Source organism: Ruegeria sp. BHSB172 (assembly GCF_059613165.1).
Genome location: NZ_JBXWRZ010000010.1, coordinates 31,042 through 52,908, shown reverse-complemented (window position 1 = coordinate 52,908; position 21,867 = coordinate 31,042). Strand labels below are relative to the sequence as shown.

21 protein-coding genes are annotated in these 21,867 nt (G+C 65.2%); 6 read left to right on the top strand and 15 right to left on the bottom strand.

The window, feature by feature from the left end; translation table 11 throughout:
- Positions 1 to 8: 8 nt before the first annotated feature.
- Positions 9 to 758 carry a 4Fe-4S dicluster domain-containing protein gene (locus AC2FM3_RS07730; RefSeq protein WP_496680403.1) on the top strand — a complete coding sequence of 250 codons (750 nt, stop codon included), beginning with the start codon at positions 9 to 11 and terminating at the stop codon, positions 756 to 758.
- 1 nt (position 759) lies between these two features.
- Complete coding sequence (locus AC2FM3_RS07725) at positions 760 to 1,632, top strand: dimethyl sulfoxide reductase anchor subunit family protein (protein ID WP_496680401.1); 873 nt, start codon at positions 760 to 762, stop codon at positions 1,630 to 1,632.
- A 57-nt stretch (positions 1,633 to 1,689) separates the two neighbouring features.
- Here AC2FM3_RS07725 and dapA read toward each other — a convergent pair whose 3' ends face one another.
- Positions 1,690 to 2,562 carry a 4-hydroxy-tetrahydrodipicolinate synthase gene (dapA, locus tag AC2FM3_RS07720; protein ID WP_496680399.1) on the bottom strand — a complete coding sequence of 291 codons (873 nt, stop codon included), beginning with the start codon at positions 2,560 to 2,562 and terminating at the stop codon, positions 1,690 to 1,692.
- Between the two features lie 133 nt (positions 2,563 to 2,695).
- Here dapA and AC2FM3_RS07715 point away from each other — a divergent pair, with 133 nt between their 5' ends.
- Positions 2,696 to 4,669 (top strand): lytic transglycosylase domain-containing protein, encoded by a 1,974-nt coding sequence (locus AC2FM3_RS07715; protein ID WP_496680397.1) that lies wholly within the window; start codon positions 2,696 to 2,698, stop codon positions 4,667 to 4,669.
- Here the strand turns inward: AC2FM3_RS07715 and AC2FM3_RS07710 are convergent.
- Positions 4,643 to 5,512 (bottom strand): DMT family transporter, encoded by an 870-nt coding sequence (locus AC2FM3_RS07710; protein ID WP_496680395.1) that lies wholly within the window; start codon positions 5,510 to 5,512, stop codon positions 4,643 to 4,645. The genes AC2FM3_RS07715 and AC2FM3_RS07710 overlap by 27 nt on opposite strands.
- Complete coding sequence (gene mnmC2 / locus AC2FM3_RS07705; protein WP_496680393.1) at positions 5,509 to 6,174, bottom strand: tRNA (5-methylaminomethyl-2-thiouridine)(34)-methyltransferase MnmC2; 666 nt, start codon at positions 6,172 to 6,174, stop codon at positions 5,509 to 5,511. Before mnmC2 ends, AC2FM3_RS07710 begins: the two co-directional genes overlap by 4 nt.
- Positions 6,175 to 6,229: 55 nt before the next feature.
- Between mnmC2 and AC2FM3_RS07700 the strand changes: the two genes are divergently transcribed.
- The gene (locus AC2FM3_RS07700) at positions 6,230 to 7,264 is read left to right on the top strand and encodes an NAD(P)/FAD-dependent oxidoreductase (RefSeq protein WP_496680391.1); all 1,035 of its coding nucleotides are present in this window, start codon (positions 6,230 to 6,232) and stop codon (positions 7,262 to 7,264) included.
- On the opposite strand, the gene AC2FM3_RS07695 is transcribed toward AC2FM3_RS07700, so the two are convergent.
- The 4 genes from AC2FM3_RS07695 to AC2FM3_RS07680 form a co-directional block, all read right to left on the bottom strand.
- Positions 7,256 to 8,065, bottom strand: coding sequence for an HTD2 family dehydratase (locus AC2FM3_RS07695; RefSeq protein ID WP_496680389.1), 810 nt, complete (start codon positions 8,063 to 8,065; stop codon positions 7,256 to 7,258). The two genes, AC2FM3_RS07700 and AC2FM3_RS07695, sit on opposite strands and share 9 nt — an antisense overlap.
- A gap of 49 nt (positions 8,066 to 8,114) precedes the next feature.
- A complete protein-coding gene (locus tag AC2FM3_RS07690) occupies positions 8,115 to 8,657 on the bottom strand; it encodes an NADPH-dependent FMN reductase (RefSeq protein ID WP_496680388.1) in 543 nt (180 codons plus the stop codon).
- 132 nt (positions 8,658 to 8,789) lie between these two features.
- Positions 8,790 to 9,461 (bottom strand): YiaD family glycine zipper/OmpA-like lipoprotein, encoded by a 672-nt coding sequence (locus tag AC2FM3_RS07685; protein ID WP_496680387.1) that lies wholly within the window; start codon positions 9,459 to 9,461, stop codon positions 8,790 to 8,792.
- Between the two features lie 132 nt (positions 9,462 to 9,593).
- Positions 9,594 to 10,241 (bottom strand): RluA family pseudouridine synthase, encoded by a 648-nt coding sequence (locus tag AC2FM3_RS07680; protein WP_496680385.1) that lies wholly within the window; start codon positions 10,239 to 10,241, stop codon positions 9,594 to 9,596.
- Between the two features lie 97 nt (positions 10,242 to 10,338).
- On the opposite strand from AC2FM3_RS07680, the gene AC2FM3_RS07675 reads away from it, so the two are divergent.
- On the top strand, positions 10,339 to 10,749 hold the full coding sequence (locus AC2FM3_RS07675) for a nuclear transport factor 2 family protein (RefSeq protein ID WP_496680383.1): 411 nt from the start codon (positions 10,339 to 10,341) through the stop codon (positions 10,747 to 10,749).
- A gap of 2 nt (positions 10,750 to 10,751) precedes the next feature.
- Positions 10,752 to 11,465, top strand: coding sequence for an SGNH/GDSL hydrolase family protein (locus tag AC2FM3_RS07670; protein WP_496680382.1), 714 nt, complete (start codon positions 10,752 to 10,754; stop codon positions 11,463 to 11,465).
- Here the strand turns inward: AC2FM3_RS07670 and rarD are convergent.
- From rarD to AC2FM3_RS07630, 8 genes are all read right to left on the bottom strand, one after another.
- Positions 11,456 to 12,361: an EamA family transporter RarD gene (rarD, locus tag AC2FM3_RS07665; protein ID WP_496680381.1), complete on the bottom strand. Its 906-nt coding sequence runs from the start codon at positions 12,359 to 12,361 to the stop codon at positions 11,456 to 11,458. The genes AC2FM3_RS07670 and rarD overlap by 10 nt on opposite strands.
- A gap of 264 nt (positions 12,362 to 12,625) precedes the next feature.
- Entirely contained in the window at positions 12,626 to 15,079 is a 2,454-nt protein-coding gene (locus AC2FM3_RS07660; RefSeq protein ID WP_496680379.1) for a GcvT family protein, read from the bottom strand.
- Positions 15,080 to 15,169: 90 nt separating this feature from the next.
- Positions 15,170 to 16,141: a GlxA family transcriptional regulator gene (locus AC2FM3_RS07655; protein WP_496680377.1), complete on the bottom strand. Its 972-nt coding sequence runs from the start codon at positions 16,139 to 16,141 to the stop codon at positions 15,170 to 15,172.
- Positions 16,142 to 16,151: 10 nt separating this feature from the next.
- Positions 16,152 to 17,048 (bottom strand): homocysteine S-methyltransferase family protein, encoded by an 897-nt coding sequence (locus AC2FM3_RS07650; protein WP_496680375.1) that lies wholly within the window; start codon positions 17,046 to 17,048, stop codon positions 16,152 to 16,154.
- A gap of 10 nt (positions 17,049 to 17,058) precedes the next feature.
- Complete coding sequence (locus AC2FM3_RS07645) at positions 17,059 to 18,105, bottom strand: alcohol dehydrogenase family protein (RefSeq protein ID WP_496680374.1); 1,047 nt, start codon at positions 18,103 to 18,105, stop codon at positions 17,059 to 17,061.
- 39 nt (positions 18,106 to 18,144) lie between these two features.
- On the bottom strand, positions 18,145 to 20,592 hold the full coding sequence (locus AC2FM3_RS07640; RefSeq protein WP_496680373.1) for a GcvT family protein: 2,448 nt from the start codon (positions 20,590 to 20,592) through the stop codon (positions 18,145 to 18,147).
- A 36-nt stretch (positions 20,593 to 20,628) separates the two neighbouring features.
- Positions 20,629 to 21,252: a LysE family translocator gene (locus AC2FM3_RS07635; RefSeq protein ID WP_496680372.1), complete on the bottom strand. Its 624-nt coding sequence runs from the start codon at positions 21,250 to 21,252 to the stop codon at positions 20,629 to 20,631.
- On the bottom strand, positions 21,252 to 21,821 hold the full coding sequence (locus AC2FM3_RS07630; RefSeq protein WP_496680370.1) for a helix-turn-helix domain-containing protein: 570 nt from the start codon (positions 21,819 to 21,821) through the stop codon (positions 21,252 to 21,254). The genes AC2FM3_RS07635 and AC2FM3_RS07630 overlap by 1 nt, the downstream gene beginning before the upstream one ends.
- Between the last annotated feature and the right edge of the window lie 46 nt (positions 21,822 to 21,867).

The window sequence follows — 21,867 nt, the reverse complement described above, 5'->3', positions numbered from 1 at the left end:
CAGACACTATGACCCAACTCCCCCAATCCACCGAACGAAAGATGGGCCTGGTCATCGACCTGGATACCTGCGTCGGCTGTCATGCCTGCGTGATCTCCTGCAAGGGCTGGAACACAGAGAACTACGGCGCCCCCCTGTCCGATCAGGACGCCTATGGCGCCAACTCCTCGGGCACCTTTCTGAACCGGGTACACTCCTACGAGGTGCAGCCGGCCGAAGGTGCCGCCCAGCTGGTCCATTTCCCGAAATCCTGCCTGCATTGCGAGGATGCACCCTGCGTCACCGTCTGCCCAACCGGCGCCAGCTACAAGCGGGTCGAGGACGGGATCGTGCTGGTCAATGAAAGCGACTGCATCGGTTGCGGCCTGTGCGCCTGGGCCTGCCCATATGGCGCGCGCGAACTGGACGCCGCAGAGGGCGTCATGAAGAAATGCACCCTGTGTGTCGATCGCATCTACAACGACAACCTGCCCGAGGAAGACCGCGTTCCCGCCTGCGTGCGGACCTGCCCCGCGGGCGCCCGTCATTTCGGCGACCTGGGCGACCCCGACAGCGCGGTCAGCCAACTGGTGGCCGAGCGCGGCGGCATGGATCTGATGCCTGAAATGGGCACCAAACCCATCAACAAATACCTGCCACCCCGCCCCAAGGACACGGTCGAAGACCAGATCGACATCCTGGCGCCCCTGCTGGCGCCGGTCGCCGACGAGCCGAAGGGCTTCCTTGGCTGGCTGGACAAGGCATTGGAGAAGCTCTGACATGCATCCCGCACCCTCTGTCATCGTGTTCACAACCCTGTCGGGGCTGGGCTTCGGCCTGATGTTTTTTCTGGGGCTGGGCTTGCCGAATGTCTCGGGTTGGGTGGCGTTCGTGTTCTTCGCCATCGCCTATGCGCTGGCGGTGGGCGGGCTTCTGGCCTCGACCTTTCACCTCGGCCATCCCGAACGCGCGCTCAAGGCGTTCACCCAATGGAAGACCAGTTGGCTCAGCCGCGAGGGCTGGTGCGCGGTTCTGGCCCTGATGGTCATGGGGCTCTATGCTATCGGCGTGATTTTCCTCGGCCAGCGTTGGGCCGGGCTGGGCCTGCTGGGATCGCTGCTGTCGCTGGCGACCGTATTCACGACTGCGATGATCTACACGCAGCTCAAGACGATCCCGCGCTGGAACATGAAGCTGACCCCGGCCATGTTTCTCAGTTTCAGCCTGGCGGGCGGGGCGCTTTTGGCGGGGCAGACGGCCCTGGCCATTCCACTGCTGCTGATCGCGGCCCTGATCCAGATCCTGTACTGGCGTCAGGGCGACCAGGCTTTCGCGAATGCGGGCACCACGCTCGCCACGGCCACCGGTCTGGGCGACCGCGGCACCGTGCGCGCCTTCGAGCCCCCACATACGGGCACCAACTATCTGCTGCGGGAGTTCGTGCACGTCGTCGGACGCAAACATGCCGAAAAGCTGCGGGTGATTTCCTTTGGTCTGGCCTTCGTGCTGCCCGTGCTTCTGCTGGCGCTACCGTTCAACCACCTGTTCGCCGCGCTGGCGGTGCTGTCGCACCTTGCTGGCGTGGCCGTTTCCCGATGGCTGTTCTTTGCCCAGGCCGAACATGTGGTCGGCCTGTACTACGGCAAGCGCTGACGAGAGACCCCCGGCCGCTCACTCCCGGAGGCAGGCGGGCGGACAGCCCGCGCCGGATCAGAGAAGGCCCGCGTGGCGCATCGCCGCGTCGATGGCCTGCTTTGTGCCGTCCTCCAGCGTCGTCAGCGGCGAGCGCACCTCTTCCGAGCACAGGCCCAGCTTGCTGAGGGCATATTTGGCACCGACAAGGCCGGGTTCGATGAAGATCGCCTCGTGCAGCGGCATCAGGCGGTCCTGGTACTCCAGCGCCGTGGCATAATCGCCCGCCAGTGTTGCCTGCTGGAACTCGGCACATAGTTTCGGCGCCACGTTCGCGGTGACCGAGATGCAGCCGACCCCGCCATGGGCGTTGAAGCCCAGCGCCGTCGCGTCCTCGCCCGACAGTTGGATGAAATCGGTACCGCAGGTGGCGCGCTGCTGGCTGACCCTGGCCAGATCGCCGGTGGCGTCCTTGACGCCGACGATCCGCGGCAGCTGGGCCAGTTCGCCCATCGTCTGCGGGGTCATGTCGATGACCGACCGGCCGGGGATGTTGTAGATGATGATCGGAATGTCGGCGCAGTCGTGCAAGGCGCGGAAATGGGTCAACAGCCCCCGTTGGGTGGGCTTGTTGTAATAGGGCGTCACGACCAAAGCGGCATCGGCGCCGACCTTCTGCGCGAATCGCACGAACCGGATCGCCTCGACCGTGTTGTTCGACCCGGCCCCGGCAATTACCGGCACGCGCCCCGCGGCGGCCTTGACCACCTCGGCCACCACGGTTTCGTGTTCCTCGTGGCTCAGCGTCGGGCTCTCGCCGGTCGTGCCCACCGGCACCAGACCGGTCGACCCTTCGGCAATCTGCCATTCCACCAATTGTTTGAGCGTATCCAGGTCCAACTCGCCGTTGCGGAACGGGGTGACAAGAGCTGGCATCGAGCCTTTGAACATGGAACGCTCCTTGAGGTTCAATCGTGTGATGTGCGTCGCGGGCCGATACGAATTTAGGTTTCTTGAGTTGATCCCGGCGGCGCAAGGTTTATCCTGAATGGCTGTATCCACGGTTGGTCGGGAAATGCAAGGGATGACACGGATTCTGGCGCTGATTGCCACGGCGATTCTGGCGATGACGATGCAGATCGGAAACGCGCGCGCCGACAGCGTGGCCGACCTGCGGGCCGGACTGGCGGAAATGCGTGCCGGAGATTGGAACGAAGCCCTACGCGTCGCAGGCGCGCGCGGCTCGGTTTCGCGCGACATCATCGTGTGGCACTGGCTGCGCCAGGGATTCGGCAGTTCGGGCGACGTTCTGGTATTTCTTGACCGGCGACCCGACTGGCCCGGACTGGCCTGGTTGCGCCGCAAAAGCGAGCCGACCTTCACCGGCGCCGACCCCGACCGGGTTCTTAAATTCTACCGGGACACCCCTCCGCAAACGGCCGAAGGCGCCCTGAACCATGCCATCGCATTGATGGCGAAGGGACGGGTCGGCGACGCGCAGGCCGATATCGTGACTGCGTGGCGCACCATGCCGATGGGAGAGGGCCTGCAAAAGGACTACGTTGAAAACTTCGGTAAACTGCTGAAACCGCATCATCAGGCCCGGCTGGACCGGATGCTGTGGGACGGGCACCTGATCAGCGCGGCTCAGATGCTGCCGCTTGTGGGCAGCGACTATCGCAAACTGGCCGAGGCCCGGATCGCGCTGCAAAAGCGCGCGCCCGGCGTGGATGCCAAGATCGCCGCGGTGCCCAAAGCGCTGGCCGATGATCCGGGGCTGGCCTTCGACCGTTTCGTATGGCGTGACCGCAAGGAACTGGACGACAGCGCCATCGACCTGATGCTGGCCCGCTCGACCAGCCCCGAGACCTTGGGCGAGCCCGACAAATGGGCCGAGGGGCGGCGCCGGCTGGCGCGGCTGGAGATGCGTCAGGGCGATGCGAACCGCGCCTATGCCATTGCCGCCAACCACCACATGACCCCCGAGATGGGCTATGGCTATGCCGACCTCGAGTGGCTGTCGGGGTTTCTGGCCCTGCGCAGGCTGAACGATCCCTACACGGCGGTGCGGCATTTCCGGAATTTCCTCGGCGCGGTTCAATCCCCGATCTCGATGGGTCGGGGCGGGTATTGGCTGGGCCGGGCCTATGCCGCGCAGGGCAACGCCGAGAAAGCCTATGAAGCCTTTGCCCTGGGGGCGGACTATCAGACGTCGTTCTACGGGCTGCTGGCGGCCGAACAAATCGGCCGCCCGTTCGACGACGATCTGGCCAACCCGCGCCGGGCGCCACATTGGAAACAGGCCGATTTTGCGAATTCCAGCGTTCTGCAGGCCGGGTTGCTGCTGCTGCGCGCGGGCGAACGCGACCTTGCCGAACGGTTCCTGACCCATCTGGTCGAGGGGCTGGACCCGGTACAGGCCGGCCAATTGGGCGACCTGGCTATCGAGTTGAACGAGCCGCACCTGGCCGTGATGATCGCCAAGCGCGCGGCGACCGAAGGGGTCGTTCTGCCCGCGGCCTATTACCCGATGCACCCCGTGGCCGACATGCGCCTGCCGATGGCCGAAGAGATGGTTCTGGCCATCGCCCGCCGAGAAAGCGAGTTCGACCCGGTAGTGGTCAGCGGCGCGGGTGCGCGCGGCCTGATGCAGGTGATGCCCGCCACCGCCAAGCTGGTGGCGCAGGAATTGGGCATTCTAAGCGGGCACAAGACCCCTCGGCTGACCGCAGACTGGCAGTACAACGCCAAGCTGGGGGCCAATTACCTTGCCAAATTGGCGGCCGATTTCGACGGAAACGTCGTGATGATGGCCGCCGGCTACAATGCCGGACCGAACCGGCCGATCTCGTGGAGGGAACGCTACGGCGACCCGTTGCGCGGTGAGGTGGACATGATCGACTGGATCGAGACCATCCCGTTTTCCGAGACCCGCAACTATGTGATGCGGGTAACGGAAAGCCTGCCCGTCTATCGCGCGCGGCTGGGCAAGCCGGCGCTGCCTATCCCGTTTTCGAGGGAACTGAACGGATCAACCCTGGCGGCGTTCGCGCCATAGGGTGAACAGCCCCGCGGCCACCACCAGCGCAGCGCCCGCCACCACGGCAGGGCGCAGGGTTTCGTCAAAGATCGTGATCCCCAGGATGGCGCTCCACATCAGGTGGAAATAGGCAAAGGGCTGCACCGCGCTGGCCTCGGCCATCTCATAGCACTTGATCAGCAGCCAGTGCCCCAGAACCCCGGTCACGCACAGCAGGCCCATCCACAGCCAGTCGCGCGGCACCATCGGCTCCCAGAACCACAGGCCGATCGCGGTCATGAACACGGCGCCCACCACGCCGGTCCAAAAAAAACTGGTGGCGGTGCTGTCCTGACGCGCCACATAGCGCGTCAGCAACCCGTAAACCGCGAACATCAACGCCGAGATCAGCGGGATTACCGCCCAAGGGTTGAACACGCCCATCCCCGGCTGAAGGATGATCAGAACGCCGATGCACCCCACCCCGATCGCGGCCCACCGGCGCCAGCCGACCGTCTCGCCCAGAACCGGCCCGCTGAGCGCGGCCACCAGAAGCGGATAGCAGATGAACACCGCCTGGCTTTCGATCAGACCTAGGATGGTGAACCCATAGACCGCCACGCAGATCTCGCCCGCCAGCAGCAGGCCGCGCAGGATCTGCAACCCCGGCTGCTGGGTCCGCGCCGCAGCGGCCAGACCGCCCGGCGCCCGCGCCGCAAGCGCCAGCACGAAAAGCGCGAAGAACCAGTATCGGATCATCACCACCATGTAGGTGTTGTAGGTGCCCGCCAGGTGACGCGAGATCCCGTCCTGCAGGGCAAACACGATGGTCGCGCCGACCATCAGGGCAATGCCGGCCTTCACGTTGTTCTGCTGGCTCATGGCTTGACCGCCCGGGTCATGTGCCGCTTGCGGCCGTAGCCCGGTGCGCGGGCAACCTCGAACCCGGCCTCCTGCAGGCCGCGGCGCACGAATCCGGCCGCCGTGTAGGTGGCCGCCGTGCCGCCGGGGGCAGTGTGATCGGCCACCTGCCGCATCAGGTCTGGCTGCCACAACTCGGGGTTCTTGGCCGGTGAAAACCCATCGAGAAACCACGCATCCGCCTGGCCGGCCCAACCCGGAAGCGTCTCGCGGGCATCCCCTTCGATCACCGTCAGGCGCAACGACCCCAGATCACAGGTCCCGCCCTGCCACGCGTCCAGAAACCGGCCTGCCCAGGGCGAGATCCGGGGAAAAGCCGCCAGCGCGCGCGCCATGTCGGACGGGTCCATCGGAAACGCCTCGAAACTGGTGAAGGTCAGCGGGCCGCTCTGCCCCGAGGTCTCCCACGCGGCCCAGGCCGTCAGCATGTTCAGCCCGGTGCCAAAGCCCAGCTCAGCGATGTGAAAGCCGGGGGCGAACCGGGCCGGCAGGTCATTGCCCGCCAGAAAGACGTGGCGGGTCTCCTCCAGCCCGTTTTGCAGGCTGAAATAAGGGTCGTCGAACCGGTTCGACACCGGGATGGTTTCGTCCGTCCACGACAATTCGGCGCGCTGGTCTGCCATTAGGGAATCCTGTAGCTAGGCGGCGCGACACTGAACAAGGGAAAGAGGTTTGGCAATGGTCGATGTTACGATCCGCGGCGCCGGGATTTTCGGCCTGTCCATCGCCTGGACCTGCGCCCGGCGTGGTGCCAGGGTTCAGGTCGTTGACCCGTTCGGCCCGGGCGCCGGCTCCAGCGGCGGGCTGGTTGGGGCGCTGGCGCCGCATGTGCCGGAAAACTGGAACGACAAGAAGGCGTTTCAGTTCGAAAGCCTGCTGATGGCCGAACCCTTCTGGACACAAGTCGAGGCCACCGGCGGCGTGTCGCCCGGCTACGCCCGGTTGGGGCGGCTGCAGCCGATCGCCGATCAGCGCGGGCTGGACCTGGCGCATCAACGCGCCGAGACCGCCCGCAGCCTGTGGCAGGGCCGCGCCGATTGGACGGTGCGGCGGGTCGAGGAGGTCGGCGCCTGGTGCCCGCCCAGCCCCACTGGATTTGTCATTCACGACACGCTCAGCGCGCGGATGCACCCGCGCCGGGCCTGTGCCGCGCTGGTGGCCGCCCTGGCCACGATGGGGGTCGAGGTCGCTGCCGAAGCGCCCGACCGGGGCCGGGTGATCCATGCCACCGGCGTGGCCGGGCTGCTTGAGCTGTCGCGGGCCTTCGGCAGGACCGTCGGCAGCGGCGTCAAGGGGCAGGCGGCCTTGCTGCGCTTCAACGCGGGCGACGTGCCGCAGCTGTTTGCCGATGCGATCCACATCGTGCCCCATGCCGACGGGACGCTGGCAATCGGATCGACGTCCGAGCGCGACTATGATGACCCCACCAGCACCGATGCTGCCCTGGACGACGTGATCGAACGCGCCCTGCGCGCGGTGCCGGTGCTGCACGGGGCCGAGGTGATCGAACGCTGGGCCGGTGTGCGCCCCCGCAGCAAAAGCCGCGCGCCGATGCTGGGCGCGCATCCACTGCACAAGGGTCAGTTCATCGCCAATGGCGGGTTCAAGATCGGGTTCGGCATGGCCCCCAAAGTGGCCCAAGTCATGGCCGATCTGGTTCTGGAAGACCGCGACACCATCCCCGAGGGTTTCCGACCCGACGCGTCACTCTGACTGCGCGACGGCGCAGGCCTGCATGCACTGCCGCCCGTCCGGCCCGCGCACCCAGAGGTCATTCCCGTTGCGGCACAAATTTGCCGGTTCGAAATGCATCAGCGGCGACGAGGCCCGAAACGAGAACTCGGCCAGCGGCCCCAGCAGATCGGTCGCCAGCAGCATCAGATGCTGCGCCAGCAACGGGCCATGCACGACCAGCCCGTCATAGCCTTCGACATCGCGGGCATAGTCCAGATCATAGTGAATGCGGTGGCCATTGAAGGTGAGCGCCGAGTAGCGGAACAGCAGCGTCGAATCGAACGTGACGGTGCGCGCATCGGTCTCGTCGGTCCGCGCGACAGGCGGAATCGGCTTACGCGCATCCGCTGCGGGGTCCTGGCGATAGACCAGATCCTGCCATTCGGTCAGGCACAGGGTTCCGCCCTGACGGATCTCGTGGCGCAGGGTGACGAAGCCCAAAGGCCCGGTGCGTCCAGTTTTCGTGGTGGCCTGCTCAAGCACCGAGCGGCGCTCGGCCATGACGCCTGCTCGCAGCGGCGAGTGGAAACGCAGCCGCCCGCCCGCCCACATCCGGCGCGGCAGCCCAAGGTCGGGGATCAGCCCATCCCCTACGGCCGGGTGCCCGTCGCGCCCAAGCTCGGCCGGCGGGCGCGGGGACCAGAAATACAGCTGGTGAAAGAAGGGCGGCAGTGCTGAGCCGGCCTCGATCGATGCGGTTTGACCCAACGCAATCTGCAAGGCCGCAGCGCGGGCAGGGTCCATCACGTCGGTTCGGGTTTCGGCGGAACGGTCGGTCATGGCGGCACCCTAGGCCGCGCCCATCCGGCCGGCAAGATGGCCCATCGGCCTAAAACCCGGCTTCGGCCCGCAACTTCTGCATCAACTCGCGCAGCGTCGCCTCGTATCGGTCGCTGATCAGTCGTCCCTGATCGTCGAATTCGTTCGAACTGTCGGCCAGGTGCAGTTCCGGCCCTGCCAGAACGCGCGGCTGAAACGGCACCATGAACGCCCGCAGGATCATCTGCGCCCGTTCGCCCCCGGCCCGGCCTGCCGCCGCCGACATCACCGCCACAGGCTTGTCGGCCCAGGGCCGCCCCTTGGTGCGGCTGACCCAATCCAGCGCGTTCTTCAGCACGCCCGACGGCCCCTTGTTGTATTCGGGCGTCGAGATGACCACCGCATGCGCCTGGGTGATCTGATCCGCCAGCAATTGCACCTTGTCCGGTATCCCGGCGCTGTCTTCGAGGTCGCCATCATAGAGCGGCAGGTTCAGATCAGCCTCGATGAACGTGCCAGGATTGAACAGCCGGGCGGCCTCTCGCAGCAGCCTGCGGTTCGTGGCGTTCTGCCGCAACGAGCCGGACAGGCCCAGAAGGATAGGGTCGGACATGGGGAAACTCCATCATCGTGTCTGGTTGCAGTTTAGCCGTTCCAGCCGCTAACCATAGCGCGCTTGACGCGCAGTCAATGTGCAAAAAGAAGGGGTCGCGCGCCGCGACCCCATCGTGTTGTCTGTCGCGTGTCAGGCGTTCCCGCTGGGCACGATCACGATCTCGACCCGTCGGTTCTGTGCCTTGCCCTCGGGCGTCAGGTTCGAGGCGATCGGCTGATTTTCACCCCGCCCGATGGTCGTGATGCGCGCATAGCTGACCCCGTTGGCCTGCAGGATGTCGGCGACCGCATTGGCGCGACGTTCCGACAGGGCCTGGTTGTAGCCCGCATCGCCGTCGCTGTCGGTATGGCCGATGATCTGCACATTGGACTTGGGGTAATTCACAAGGTTCTGACCGACCCGCACCAGGTCGGCCCGCAGCGCCGGACGGACAGTGGCGCTGTCGGTGTCGAAGGTGATGTCGTTGGGCACGGTGACGATCAGCCGGTCACCGGCATTCACGATGGTGATGCCGTCATTGGCCAGTTGCTGGCGCAGCTCGGCGGCCTGTTTGTCCAACTGGTTGCCGATCAACCCGCCCCCAGCAGCACCGATGGCCGCCCCGGCCAACGCGCCCAGTCCGGGGTTGGAATCATTGGCGATGGCCCCCACACCAGCCCCGATCAGGCCACCCAGAATGGCGCCCTGCTTGGTGTTCTGGTTCGGGTCGTCCTGCACTCGCAGGGTACCCGGATCGGTACACGCGCCCAGAATAAGGGCAGCGCTCAGTCCCAGCGGCAGCGCGAATCTGGAAATCGTCATGGAATCACCTTCTGCTCCTGTACCCGTTTTTCGGGCTACTTCGTTGACGACATTTTATCATGCCAGCAGCAATACGGCTCAAGCGACAAAATGGCGAGATCGGCGAATACCTGCCCGCCGGGGCAAAGAGGGTCAGAAATCGGGCGCGGAGCGGAATTTCATCGACACGCCATCCTCGGGGTGTTTGACGCGCAACTCCTCGGAATGCAGCATCAGGCGCGGAAAATTCCGCGCGGGCCCTTCGGCATAGAACGGATCGCCCAGAATCGGATGGCCAAGCGCCTGCATGTGGACCCGCAGCTGGTGCGAGCGCCCGGTCTTGGGATACAGGCGGATGCGGGTCGTGTCGCCGTCGTGCCGGACCACGCGCCAATCGGTCACCGCAGGCTTGCCGGTTTCGTGGCAGACCATCTGCCGCGGACGGTTCGGCCAATCCACGATCAATGGCAGATCGACGGTTCCGGTCTTGGGTTCGACCCGCCCCCAGACCCGCGCGATATAGGTCTTGCGGGTCTGCCGGTTCTCGAACTGCTGGCCCAGGTATTTCTGCGCATGCGGCGTCTGGGCAAAGATCATAACCCCCGATGTGTCGCGGTCCAGCCGATGCACCAGCAGCGCCTGGGGAAAGGCCGCCTGAACGCGGGTCAGGAGGCAATCGGCCAGATGCGCCCCCCGCCCGGGCACCGACAGCAAACCCGCCGGTTTGTTCACGACGATTACCTGCGCGTCCTCGTGCAGCACGTCCAGCGGGGTTTGGGGCGGATCATAGGTATCGCTCATGCGCGCTGCCTATCGCAGGGCGCGGGTTCTCGCAACGTCGTCCTTGCGATAAGGGTGCCGTTCGCGCAACTCTCACCCCCCAAGCGGAGGAGACGAGATGCACCCAACGATCGAACGCATACAGGAGGTGGTTGCCAAGGGCGACGAGAGCCTGATCCACGAGTTGTTGGCCGAAGATGTACGGTTCATGCCGCCGACCTACTACAGCACCTGGACCGGACGCGCGCCGGTGGCGGCGGTGCTGGCCCATGTAGGCCAGGTGTTTTCCCAGTTCCGCTATCGCCGGATCATGGGCGCGGGCAAGGACTGGGCGCTGGAGTTTCAGTGCAAGGTCGGCGATCTGGACGCGGTGGGCGTGGACCTGATCACTCTGAACGACGACGGGCTTATCCAGACCTTCGAGGTAGTCATGCGCCCCTACAAGACCATCGGCGCGCTGCGCGAGGCGATGATGGCGCGCGTGATGACCGACGCCCGTTTCCTGGAATTCAAGTCAGCGTTGGGCTGACCATGGCTGCCCCCGTCGGTGTGGACCAGATCGCCCGACTGCCTCTGCTTCCGCTGCTGGCGGTGCAGGCCTTACTGGTGCGCCAACGCGCGCTGCGACTGCCCGAGCCTCTGGGTCGGCGCGAGGGGCGTCATGGAAAAGGCCCCCGGCTACGCCTGCTGATTGCCGGCGACAGCTCGGCGGCGGGCGTAGGCGCCGGCACCCAGGATCAGGCGCTCTCGGGGCAATTGATCCGCCAGCTTGCACCGCATTTCAGCGTCGAGTGGCGCCTGATCGCGACCACCGGTCACACCACGCGGGACACGATCGAGGCACTGAGTGACATGACCGATACCTTCGACGTTGCCGTCACCGCGCTTGGGGTGAATGACGTGACCCGTGGTGCGACGGTCAAACAGTTCCAGAAACACCAATTCGATCTGTTTGACTGCCTCACCCGCGACCTGGGTGTCCGTCGTATCATCGCAACCAGCGTCCCACAGATGGAGCGGTTTCCGGCCTTGCCGCAGCCTTTGGCCTGGGTGTTGGGCCGACAAGCGGCGCGTCTGGACACCGGATTGCAAAAGGCCATGAGCCGGTATCCGCAAGCGCGACACCTGGCCCTGAACCTGCCGGACGATCCGGCCCTGGCGGCACCGGACGGGTACCACCCCAGCCCCAAGGCCTATGCTCTCTGGGCGCAGCAAGTGGCTCGGTTGATCCTCGATCAGGCCTGACCGCGCACCTGCCGGATCATCGGCAGTGAATACACCACCAGCGCCGACCAGATCAGCGGAAATGCAATCATCCGTCCCCGGTCGACCTGCTCGCCGAAAACGGTGATCGCGGTGATGAAGATCATCGTTGGCGCGATGTACTGAAGGATGCCCATGGTCGACAGCCGCACCATCTTGGCCCCGTTGGCATAGACCAGCAGAGGCACCGCCGTGACGATTCCTGCGCCCGCCAGAAGCAAAGTGTCGCTGGCCACCAAACCAAAATGCCCTTCGCCCATGGCACCCAGCCAGGTCACATAGGCCAGCGCCGGCACCAACAGGATCAGCACCTCGAGCAGAAAACCCTGGTTCGGCCCGATGGGCAGAGACCGCTTGAAAAAGGCATAAAACCCCCAGCTGATCATCAGACCCAAGGCGGCCCAAGGCAGGCGCCCGGCCTCGAGGATAAGAACCAGCACGCCCAGGGCCGCCAGACCAACAGCGATCTTTTGAGTGCGCGTCAAAGATTCCCGCAACAGGATCGCCCCCAGCGCAATGCTGAACAGTGGGTTGATGTAGTACCCCAGCGCCGCATCCAAAGCGTTGCCGCTGGCAATGGCCCAGACATAGATAGCCCAGTTCACCGAGATCAGCGCAGCAGTCAGGCAAGCCATTCCCAGCATGCCCGGATCACGCAGAGCAGCCTTCAGATCGCCAGTCCGGCCCAGCGCGATCAGCAGCAGCCCCGCAACAGGCACCGACCAAATAATCCGATGGGCCACCACTTCGACCGGAGAAATATGCGCCATGGCCTTCATGTAAAGCGGCAGGAACCCCCACAGCAGATAGGCCGTGACGGCGAGGGCCAGCCCCTTGGGCGTGTCCCCGGAGTCGGTGGTGAATGCGGGCTGCGCCATGCAGGTTCTCCGAGCGTTGTACCCGGTTCATATGGCAGGTTGCGCCGCGAAGGGAATACGGATTTCTGTTGCGTCGGCCATCACGGGTCTTGATCGGACACGACACGTCCCGCCTTGGTTGAAGAATATTTTGCGAGGCTCTGCCTCGCGCTCCGGGATATTTGGGGCCAGATGAAGAAGGGGAGAGCCCACTTCATCTGGCTGAAAATATCCCGGGGGAGACGCCGAAGGCGGCGGGGGCAGAGCCCCCACCAATCCGGCAGGTCACACCTTCACCCGTTCGGATTTCGGGTCATACATCGGCTTGAGCGACGCCTCGGCCCGGACTTTCGTTCCGCACACGTCGATCTCGTAGGTCGAAGCCAGCACGTCGGCTGCCTTTTCCCCCTCGCAGGGCACGTAGCCCAAACCAATGGCGCTACCCAGCGTGTGGCCATAATTGCCCGAGCTGAGATAGCCCACATACTCGCCATCCCGGATGATCGGTTCGTTGTGGAAAAGCAGCGGCTCGGGATCGGTCAGGCGGAATTGCACCAGGCGCGATTTCGGGCCGCTTTCCTTGCGGGCGATCACCGCTTCGCGGCCGATGAAGTTACAACCCTTGTCCACCTTGACGGCAAAGCCAAGCCCGGCATCCACCACGTGATCCTCGCAGGTGATGTCGTGGCCGAAATGGCGGTAACCCTTTTCGATCCGGCAGCTGTCCATCATGTGCATGCCGCACAGCTTCAGCGCCATCTCCTGCCCCGCTTCGTGCAGCGTTTCAAAGACGTGGCCCGCCATGTCGGACGAGACGTAGATCTCCCAGCCCAGCTCGCCCACATAGGTGACGCGGTGGGCGCGGGCGAGGCCCATGCCGATCTCAATCTCCTGCGCGGTGCCGAAGGGGTTTGCCGCGTTCGAGAAGTCGTCGGGCGATACCTTTTCCAGCAAGGCCCGTGAATTCGGCCCCATCACCGCCAGAACGCCTTCGGCCGCGGTGACATCGGTGATGACCACGTTGTAGTTCCCTGCGTGGCGCATCATCCACGTCTGGTCCGCCAGACGCGTCGCCGCCGGGGTGACCACCAGATAGGCTTTCTCGGAAAGGCGGGTGACGGTCACGTCGGCCTCGATCCCGCCGCGGCGGTTGAGAAACTGGGTATAGACGATCTTGCCCACGGGCACCGCATAGTCGCCGCCGCCGACATAGTTCAGGAACTTTTCGGCATCAGGGCCTTCGACCCGGATCTTGCCGAAGGAGGACATGTCGTACATGCCCACGTTCTCGCGCACCGCACGGTGTTCGGCGGCCGAATTCTCGAACCAGTTTTGGCGCTTCCAGCTGTAGCGGTATTCGCGCTCCTGCCCTTCGTTCGCGAACCAGTTGGCGCGCTCCCACCCGGCCAGTTCACCGAACACTGCCCCGTGTTCTTTCAGGTGGTGGTGGAACGGCGTCCGGCGCACACCGCGCGCTGTGGCCTTCTGACGATAGGGGTAGTGGTCGGCATAAAGCAGACCCAGCGTTTCCTTCGAGCGTTCGAACAGGTATTTCCTGTTGCCCTGGAAGGGCTGCATCCGGCTGATGTCCACATCGCCCAAGTCAAAAGGTTTCTCGCCGCTGTCCATCCATTCGGCCAGCGCCATGCCCGCGCCGCCCGCCGATTGGATCCCGATCGAGTTGAAGCCGGCGGCGACCCAGACATTGTCCATCTCGGGCGCAAGGCCCAAGTGATAGGCATCGTCGGGCGTGAAGCTCTCGGGGCCGTTGAAGAAGGTGTGGATCCCCGCCTCGGCCAGCATCGGCATGCGGTTGCAGGCGGCCTCGAGGATCGGTTCAAAATGGTCAAAATCCTCGGGCAGCTGGTCGAACTCGAAACTGTCGGGGATGCCGTCCATCGCCCAGGGCTTGGCGCTGGGCTCGAAGGCGCCCAGCAGGATTTTCCCGGCGTCTTCCTTGTAATAGGCGCATTCGTCCGGCACCCTCAGCACCGGAAGCTGGGTCAGGCCCTCGATATTCTCGGTCACGATGTAGAAATGTTCGCAGGCGTGCAGCGGCACGTTCACGCCCGCCATGCGGCCGACCTCATGCCCCCACATGCCGGCGCAGTTGACCACCATGTCACACTCGATATGGCCCGAGGCGCTGCCATCATCAGCCACCCAGTCCACACCCGTAACGCGGCGGCCCTGTTTGGCGATGTCGGTGACCTTTACCCGCTCTTTGACGATGGCGCCGCGCTGACGCGCGCCCTTGGCCAGCGCCAGCGCGATGTTGGCCGGGTCGCCCTGCCCGTCCAGCGGCAGATAGACCGCACCCTTGACCCCATCCAGATTGAGATGCGGATACAGTTCGGCCACCCGCTCGTTCGAGATCTCCTCGACCTCGACTCCGAAGGCGCGGGCCATTGCGGCCTGGCGATAGATCTCCTCCCTGCGCTCCTCCGTCAGCGCCACGGTGATCGAGCCGCAGCGTTTGAAGCCGGTGGCGACGCCGGTTTCCTCTTCGAGTGAGCCGTAGAGTTCCTGGCTGTATTTCGCCAGCTTGGTCATGTTGGCGGTGGCGCGCAGCTGGGCGATCAGGCCCGCCGCGTGCCATGTGGTGCCGCTGGTCAACTGCTTGCGTTCCAGCAGCACCACGTCTTTCCACCCTTTCTTGGTCAGGTGATAGGCGACCGAGCATCCGATCACGCCGCCGCCGATGATGACCACGCGGGCCTTGCTGGGAAGATCAACCATTCCGATGTCTCCGAATCTTGGGTCTTGCGCGAAGTCTGCCACGGGAAGGCGGCAGGAAATCCATCAAAAACGTCACGAAACCGGCGATAATCACCGTGAGCCGGGCGTGCGCCTCTGACGGCGCATGACGAAGGGGGTAACGCCGTAGACGCTTTTGTAGATGGTCGAGAACCCGTTCGGGAACCCGCAGGCCAGCCCGATCTCGCGCACGCTCATGGTGGTGTTCAGCAGCAGGTTGTTGGCCTTGGCCAGCCGCATTTCGCGATAGAATCCGTTGGGCGTGGCGCCGAGATAGGTCTTGAACTTGCGCTCCAGCGAGCGGTTCGACAGGCCGAGGGCCGCGACGATCTCGTTGATCGGCACCGGGTCTTCGATATTGGCCTGCATGATCTTGATGCACTGGTCCAGCTTGTCGTCGCCGGTGGTGGTCGCCTTGACGCCCGAGAAGGGCTGCATCGAGCCGAAATCGCGGATGTTTTCATGCAGCATGATGTCGGCGACGGTCATCTTGGCCGCGCCCGAGACATGCCGGCCGATCAGCGCCAGCGTCACATCCACGGTCGCGCCCATTCCGGCGCAGGTGACGACGGGGCCATGTTCCGTCGCGATCGAGAACTTGGCGTTGAATCCCGCCCCGCGTTCGCGCAGGAACGAGGCGTTTTCCCAATGCGTCGCGTGATCCTCGGCGCCCTTGTCCTTGATGTAGCGGCTGGCGGCCTCGGCCAGCAGAAAGACCTGCGCGCCGCGGTGGGTATAGTCCGAGATCACCCGCGCCAGCGACAGGTCGGGGTGGTCCGGGTCGGTGTTGCCGATGACGAAGAGGTAATCCGCAGTGGGCTGCCGGATCACCGGCTCGGTCTCGACATAAGCCCCGGCGCGGCAGGCGATCGTGCCGCCCCTGAGCGAGCGGTAGGTATAGGTGAAGGGCGGCACCGGGCAGACCCGGTTGGCGATACGCAGCACGTCGGCCACCCCGGCCAGTTCAGTCAGCACGAACCCGTCGGCGACGAGGATGTCCACCTGCCATTGCCGTTCGGGAAAGGGTGCCGTCCGCTCTGCCAAGCCTTCCCCCTCAGACGATCCGGTGACCCGCCGCGCGCAGGTGGCCCGCCAGTGCCTCGATGTGATCGGGGCCGACCTCGCAGCAGCCGCCGACGATCGTGGCCCCCTGCGCGACCCAGCCCATCGCGTGATCGGCGTAGGCCTCTGGGCCCAGATCCTGCCGCTGTTCCAGCGCGTCCACGGTGGGCGCGTCCTGAAGGAACCCCTCGGAGATGCGGGTGAAGCCGTTGGCATAGGCGCCGAAGGGCCGCCCGAAGCCCTTGATGATCTCGAGCGCCGCCGGGATCGCCTCGGGGCGCGAGCAGTTGATCAGAACCGCCTCGGGGTCGTAGCGGTCCACCAGGGGCGCGATGTCGGCCAAGGGCTCGCCCGAGCGCAGGCGGGTGCCGTCGTCATCCATCACGGTCAGCGCCAGCCAGACCGGCTTGCCGCAGCCTTCGGTGCCGCGCAGCGCGCCCTCGGCCTCCTGCACTGACGAGACGGTTTCAATCAGAAACAGATCGATACGATCGGCCATCATCTGCACGATCTCGCGGAATTTTTCCGCCGCCTCGGCCGGGTCGGGGTTCAGATCTGGGCGGTACGAGGCCAGCAAAGGGCCGAGAGAGCCCGCGATGCGGCCCTGCGGGAACCCGGCGCGGGCGCGTTCGGCTTGGGCCAGCGCGGTGTCGATCAAGGCGGGCAGCTGGTCTTCCATGTCCACCCTCACAAGGCGCGAGCGGTGCAGGGCGTAGGTGTTGGTGGTCGCGATGGTGGCGCCGCGCCGGAAATAGTCGGCATGGACTTCGCCCACAAGGTCGGGGTGGTCGATCATCACCCGCGTGGACCAGAGCGGCGTCGCCCGGTCGCCGCTGCGTTTCACCAGTTCCTGCCCGATCGAGCCATCCAGAAGCGTGATATCGGTCATGCGCACCTCGTTAAGGGATCAGAACCAGTTTGCCGGGAAAGGCCTTGGACTGGAAATCCTCCTGCGCCTCGGCGATGTCACGCAGGGGGTAGGTCTTCGACACCAGCGGCCGGATCCGGCCTGCGTTGATCATCTCGACCAGCCGGCCAAAGACCTCGAAGGCCTGATGGGTGCAGCCGTGGATGGTGATGTCGCGCAGATAGATCTCGCGCAGGTCGGCCTGCACGATCGGCCCGGCGATGGCGCCGGACACAGCATAGTGACCGCCCGGTTTCAGCGCCCGGATCAGGCCGGGAAAGGCCGGGCCGCCGACCACGTCGATCACCACGTCGAACGCGTCGCGCGGCAGCGGTGCGTCGCGCTCGAAGGTTTCCGAAGCGCCCTGCGCCCGGACGGTATCCGCCTTGGCCGCGCTGGTGACGCCCGCGACCGAGGCCCCGCGCAGGGCGGCCAGCTGCACCGCCGCCAGCCCGACGCCGCCCGAAGCGCCGGTGATCAGCACCTTGTGCCCGGCGGTCACGCCCGCGCGGGTCAGCAGGTTTTCGGCCGTGCCGAACGCGCAAGGGATGGCGGCGATTTCCACGTCCGACAGGGGCGAGGCGGTGACGTCATAGAGGTCGTCGGCCTCGAGCAGGCAATACTGCGCAAAGGCTCCGTCGATTTCCGAGCCCAGCGCGATGAAGCCTGTCGGGTTGCCCGGCCTAGGACGCGGCAGGTTGATCGGGCAGGTCACGCGCTGGCCCGGTTTGAAGCCAGCACCGGGGCCGACCTGTTCGACGATGCCGCACAGGTCGCCGCCCTGAATGCGCGGGAACGAAAGGGCGCCGCCCCAGCCTCCGGCCTCGACATCATGATCGACCGCATCTGTTGCCCCAGTGACCTCTGGCGCATACCAGCCGATGCGGGTGTTGATGTCGGTGTTGTTGACGCCGGCCGCGGCTACGCGGACCAGCACCTGCCCCGGCCCTGGGACCGGAACAGGGATGTCTTCGCGCCATTCGAGCGCCTCGGGCCCGCCGTGCCGGGTCAGATAGACACCCTGCATGGTCTTGCTCATTGGTCTTGTCCTTTCGACAACGGCGGGCCGGGCCAGAGGTCAGGCTCGCAGGCGTTCGTTTTCGGGGTCCCAGAGGGGTTTGTCCTCTTGAACCACGGCGCGACACTTCTCGCCATAGATTTCGACCTGAAGCTCGGTGCCCGGCACCGCCAGATCGCTGCGGACCATGCCCAGCGCGATCGAGGCGTTCACGCGATAGCCCCAGTCGCCCGAGGTGGTCTCGCCCACGATCTCGCCATCCTTCCAGATGCAGGACATGTAGGGCGCGTCGCAGTCTCCGGCCTCGACGATCAGGGTGACGAAGCGTTTCTTGACGCCCTGCTGCTTTTCCGCCAGCAACGCGGCCTTGCCCGGGAAATCCTGCGGCTTGTCGAACTTGATGAAACGTTCAAGCCCACCTTCGAGCAGCGAGTAGTCGGTACTGAGATCGCCCTTCCACGCGCGATACCCCTTTTCGATGCGCAGGCTGTTCAACGCATACATGCCGAACGGCTTGGCCCCCGCGGCGAGGATCGCGTCATAGATCGCGGGCATGTGCTCGTTGAGGACATGCACCTCCCAGCCCAACTCACCGGCGAAGGACACGCGGATCAGGTGGGCGGGTTGCCCGGCCACGGTGGCGGCCTGATGGGTCAGCCAGCCCAGCGAGAGGTCGGCATCGGTCAGGCCCGACAGGATCTGTCGCGATTTTGGCCCGGTCACAATCAACGTGTCGCGGGTGGTGGTCACGTCCTCGACCGTGACGCCCGCGGGCATCGCGTTCCTCAGGATGTCGCGGTCGTGCCATTGCGCGGTGGCGGCGGTGATCATCACGAAGTCATCCTCGCCCAGACGCATGCAGGACATCTCGGTCAGGATGCGGCCGCGATTGTCGGCGATGTAGACCAGGTTGATCCGCCCCACCTTGGGCAGGCCGCCGGTGATCAGCCCGCGCAGCGCCTCGGCCGCGCCCTCGCCCTTGACGACGAAGCGCGAGAAACCCGGCAGGTCAAGCACGCCGCAATGGTCGCGCACGGCCACGCATTCTTCCTTGATCCGCTGCTCCCACGGGCCCGAACGGCCCCAGGTGTGGGTGCTTTCCTCGGAAGTGTCGTCGCCCGGCTGCGCGAACCAGTTGGCGCGCTCCCAGCCGTTGTAGACGCCCATGACGCCGCCCAGTTCCTTGACCTTGGCATGCACCGGCGACAGCTTCTTGTCGCGCGCGGCGGGCCATTCGTGACGGGGGAAGTGCATGGCGTATTCGTTGCCATAGACCTCCATGCCTTTCTGGTTGCAGTAGTCCTGATCGGTGTAGTCGGTATAGCGGCGCGGATCGACGGCCCACATGTCCCATTCGGTGGCGCCATCCACGATCCACTCGGCCAGCACCTTGCCTGCACCGCCGCCCTGGGCAATGCCGAAGGTGAAGGTATGCGCCTCGAACGCGTTCTTGACGCCGGGCATCGGGCCGATCAGCGGCAGGCCGTCGGGCGCATAGGGGATCGGCCCGTTGATCACCCGCCCCACGCCCGAGGTCGCCATCAGCGGCACCCGTTCCATCGCGTCGGTCACGATGTCCTCGATCCGGTCCAGATCGTCGTTCCACAGCTGAAAGCTGAAATCCTCGGGCATCGGGTCGTCCTCGGTCATCCAGTGGCCCTTGCAGTTGGGCTCGTAGGGGCCGAGGTTGAAGCCGTTCTTTTCCTGCCGCAGGTAGTAGGAAACATCCACGTCGCGCAGAAGTGGCAGCTTGCCGCCGTTTTCCTTGGACCAGGCCTCGATTTCTGGGATTTCCTCGGTCAGCAGATACTGGTGGCTCATGACCATCGCGGGCACGGTGCGGCCGCCAAAGGGCTTGAACCATTCGCCCACGCGCTGCGCGTAATAACCGGCGGCGTTGACGACATAGTCGCAGTCGATGTCGCCCTTCTCGGTATGCACGGTCCAGGTGCCGTCGTCATGCTGGGTCACGCCGGTGGCCGGGCAGAAGCGGATGATCTTCTGCCCCATGTCGCGCGCGCCCTTGGCCAGCGCCTGCGTCAGCTGCGCCGGGTCGATATCGCCGTCGGTCGGGTCATACAGAACCCCGACCAGATCGTGCAGTTCCAGAAACGGATACCGCTCCTTGGCCTGTTCCGGCGTCCAGATCTCCATCGGGATGCCCTGATAGCGGCCCATGGCGGCGGCGCGCTCGAATTCCTGCATCCGCTCCTTGCTGTGGGCCAGCCGGATCGAGCCGGTGACGTGGTAGTTCATCGGGTAATCGACCTCGTCGGCCAGGCGCGAATACAGCTGGGTCGAATGGCGCTGCATGTTCATGATCGCCCACGAGGTCGAGAAGGTCGGCACGTTGCCCGCCGCGTGCCAGGTCGATCCGGCGGTCAGCTCGTTCTTTTCCAGCAGAACGCAGTCGGTCCAGCCCTTCTTGGCCAGATGATACAGCGAGGAGGTCCCCACCACGCCGCCGCCGATGATGACCACGCGGGCCTTTGTCGGAAAATCACTCATAGGTTTTTGCTCCCTGTCAGACTGCCGCGAGCGGCATCACGTTTTTCCCGCCGGGGTCGCGCTGGTGCCCAGCAAGACCCCGTAGATGATGAAGCAGGTGGCCATTACCCGGCGCACCCAGGTGTTGAACACGGCCCCCAGCGCCGCCTTGCCCATCAGCGCGCCCAGCAGGGTAAAGCCCGTGTAGCTGAGCGTGGTGATGGTCAGCGCCGTGGGCATGATCACCGCCATCTGCCGCCAGATCGGCACGTCCGGCTGCACGAATTGCGAAAACGCGGCCAGATAGCCCGCGACGCTTTTGGGGTTGATCGTCGCCACCGCCAGCGCGTGCAGATAGACATGCCGCGCAGGACGTTCGGCTGCGGGCGCGGGCTGCCCGGCGTTGATCCAGCCGCGCACACCGACATAGATCAGGAACCCCGCGCCGATCAGCTTGGCAATGAAGAACCCGGTGGGCGAGGCCGCGATCAGCGCCGTCACCCCCAGCGCCGAGAGGATCAGGAAGGCGCTGGCCTGTGTCAGGATCGCCAGCACCCCCAGCATCGCCTTGGGAAAAGGCAGGCTCATCCCGTTCGAGATGCAGTTGACCGCGTTCGGCCCCGGCGTGGTGACGAACACCACCCAGAACAGCGCGAATATGGTCCAGGCCTCGAAGCTCATCAGTAGACCGGCGGGGCGATGACCCAGATGGCCACCGCTGGCTCATCATACGGGTTCGACCAGTGATAGGGTTCGTGCTTGATGCGGAAACTGTCGCCCGGCCCGACGGTGAAGCTGCGCCCGCCGATCGTCAGGTCGAGGCGGCCCGAGATCATGTAGCCCACCTCTTGCGTGGGCCGGTCGGCCGGGGTCTGCATCCGCGAGCGAGGCTGAAAGGTGGAATGCACCATCTCGAAATCGTCGGTGAGATCGGGCGAGAGCAGTTCCTCGATCAGCCCCTCCTCGCCCGAGCCCATCGGGCGGCGAGCGCCGGCGCGCACCACGTAGCCTTGCTCGTCCGCCGGCGCGGCGGAGTGGGCAAACAGCATCGACATCGGCACGCCGAGGCATTCCGCGATCTGGCGCAGGTCGGAAATCGACGGCTCGGACAGATCGCGCTCGACCTGGCTGAGCCAGCCGACCGACCGATCCAGCCGCTTGGCCACATCCGTCAGCGTCAGCCCGCGCGTTTTGCGCAAGGCCCGGATGTCAGCCCCCAATGTCGCCCCGGTCTGACCCTGATCGTCCACGTCACCCTCGTGAAATTTTTGCGCATATTTTCACGATGACCCGAAT

What these genes read in the sequence shown, in the direction of transcription:
- AC2FM3_RS07710 (WP_496680395.1), bottom strand. Translation starts at nt 5,512, where the DNA reads ATGAGCCAGCAGAACAACGTGAAGGCCGGCATTGCCCTGATGGTCGGC.
- rarD (WP_496680381.1), bottom strand. Translation starts at nt 12,361, where the DNA reads ATGGCGCAGCCCGCATTCACCACCGACTCCGGGGACACGCCCAAGGGG.
- AC2FM3_RS07650 (WP_496680375.1), bottom strand. Translation starts at nt 17,048, where the DNA reads ATGACCGATATCACGCTTCTGGATGGCTCGATCGGGCAGGAACTGGTG.
- AC2FM3_RS07715 (WP_496680397.1), top strand. Translation starts at nt 2,696, where the DNA reads ATGACACGGATTCTGGCGCTGATTGCCACGGCGATTCTGGCGATGACG.
- AC2FM3_RS07690 (WP_496680388.1), bottom strand. Translation starts at nt 8,657, where the DNA reads ATGTCCGACCCTATCCTTCTGGGCCTGTCCGGCTCGTTGCGGCAGAAC.
- dapA (WP_496680399.1), bottom strand. Translation starts at nt 2,562, where the DNA reads ATGTTCAAAGGCTCGATGCCAGCTCTTGTCACCCCGTTCCGCAACGGC.
- AC2FM3_RS07640 (WP_496680373.1), bottom strand. Translation starts at nt 20,592, where the DNA reads ATGAGTGATTTTCCGACAAAGGCCCGCGTGGTCATCATCGGCGGCGGC.
- AC2FM3_RS07685 (WP_496680387.1), bottom strand. Translation starts at nt 9,461, where the DNA reads ATGACGATTTCCAGATTCGCGCTGCCGCTGGGACTGAGCGCTGCCCTT.
- AC2FM3_RS07700 (WP_496680391.1), top strand. Translation starts at nt 6,230, where the DNA reads ATGGTCGATGTTACGATCCGCGGCGCCGGGATTTTCGGCCTGTCCATC.
- AC2FM3_RS07635 (WP_496680372.1), bottom strand. Translation starts at nt 21,252, where the DNA reads ATGAGCTTCGAGGCCTGGACCATATTCGCGCTGTTCTGGGTGGTGTTC.
- AC2FM3_RS07670 (WP_496680382.1), top strand. Translation starts at nt 10,752, where the DNA reads ATGGCTGCCCCCGTCGGTGTGGACCAGATCGCCCGACTGCCTCTGCTT.
- AC2FM3_RS07680 (WP_496680385.1), bottom strand. Translation starts at nt 10,241, where the DNA reads ATGAGCGATACCTATGATCCGCCCCAAACCCCGCTGGACGTGCTGCAC.
- AC2FM3_RS07730 (WP_496680403.1), top strand. Translation starts at nt 9, where the DNA reads ATGACCCAACTCCCCCAATCCACCGAACGAAAGATGGGCCTGGTCATC.
- AC2FM3_RS07660 (WP_496680379.1), bottom strand. Translation starts at nt 15,079, where the DNA reads ATGGTTGATCTTCCCAGCAAGGCCCGCGTGGTCATCATCGGCGGCGGC.
- mnmC2 (WP_496680393.1), bottom strand. Translation starts at nt 6,174, where the DNA reads ATGGCAGACCAGCGCGCCGAATTGTCGTGGACGGACGAAACCATCCCG.
- AC2FM3_RS07645 (WP_496680374.1), bottom strand. Translation starts at nt 18,105, where the DNA reads ATGAGCAAGACCATGCAGGGTGTCTATCTGACCCGGCACGGCGGGCCC.
- AC2FM3_RS07725 (WP_496680401.1), top strand. Translation starts at nt 760, where the DNA reads ATGCATCCCGCACCCTCTGTCATCGTGTTCACAACCCTGTCGGGGCTG.
- AC2FM3_RS07695 (WP_496680389.1), bottom strand. Translation starts at nt 8,065, where the DNA reads ATGACCGACCGTTCCGCCGAAACCCGAACCGACGTGATGGACCCTGCC.
- AC2FM3_RS07675 (WP_496680383.1), top strand. Translation starts at nt 10,339, where the DNA reads ATGCACCCAACGATCGAACGCATACAGGAGGTGGTTGCCAAGGGCGAC.